The organism is Pseudomonas sp. P4_C3 (genome assembly GCF_056402075.1).
The window spans coordinates 1-787 of the sequence record NZ_JBFUIC010000732.1 but is presented as its reverse complement, the minus strand read 5'-3'; the positions used below and the strand labels follow the sequence as shown (position 1 = coordinate 787).

The 787-nt window shown below is 52.5% G+C and carries 1 protein-coding gene; it reads right to left on the bottom strand.

Annotation, left to right across the window (positions count from 1 at the left end):
* Positions 1 to 552: response regulator (locus AC1DVH_RS32120; RefSeq protein WP_477757165.1), on the bottom strand; the 552-nt coding region annotated here is incomplete at its 3' end.
* Positions 553 to 787 lie beyond the last annotated feature (235 nt).

Here is a 787-nt window from a genome sequence, read left to right as displayed (position 1 = left end):
GTGCTTGATTGTCTTCTCGCAGAGCTCAAGCTTGATAGCAACCTCGCGGTTAGTCAGGCCCTTCGATACCTCCCGGATAACTTGTTCTTCGCGATGGGTCAGTTCGACCTTTTGCTTATCACCCGCGTGCTTTCTGAAGCTGCCTAAGAGCTTGCTGGCAAGCTTGGGTGTAATGAAGGTTTCACCACCGGCAACCTGTCTGATGGCTTGTACAAGTTCACGACCGCTTATGCCTTTCAACGCATATCCCTGCGCGCCTGCTTCGAGGGCGGTATAGGCGTCCTCGATGGACTCAGATACCGTCAGCATCAAAATTCTAACTGCCGGTGAAGAAGCTGAGATCGCTCGCACGGCAGCAAAGCTATCGCCCGGCATATTTACATCCATCAGCAAAACATCCGGAGCAAAACGAGCGGCAATTTCCAGGGCATCTTCGGCAGACCCGCCCTGCCCGACCACCYGAAAGTCAGCTATTTTCTTCAGCGCCATTGTGACCCCATCCCTTAACAGCGGGTGATCATCAACGATGCCAATCTTGATCATGGAACTCATAAGAACTCCTCATAAGAGCCRATGGAGCTGCATAGTGGTGTCGCACGTTTCATTTTTCACCCCTCGCGCCATGCCCAATCCGGCAAGCCCCGCCGTCTCCATGATGTCCGGGACGACAGCTGTTGCGGGTACCCAAGGGGGTTGCAACTAATGAGCCATTTCAATAGGGCGAAGATAAAGTTCAAATGAATTAACAGGCTGTTTCTGAGTGTTTGAAGCGAGAGAAAGGGTGAGG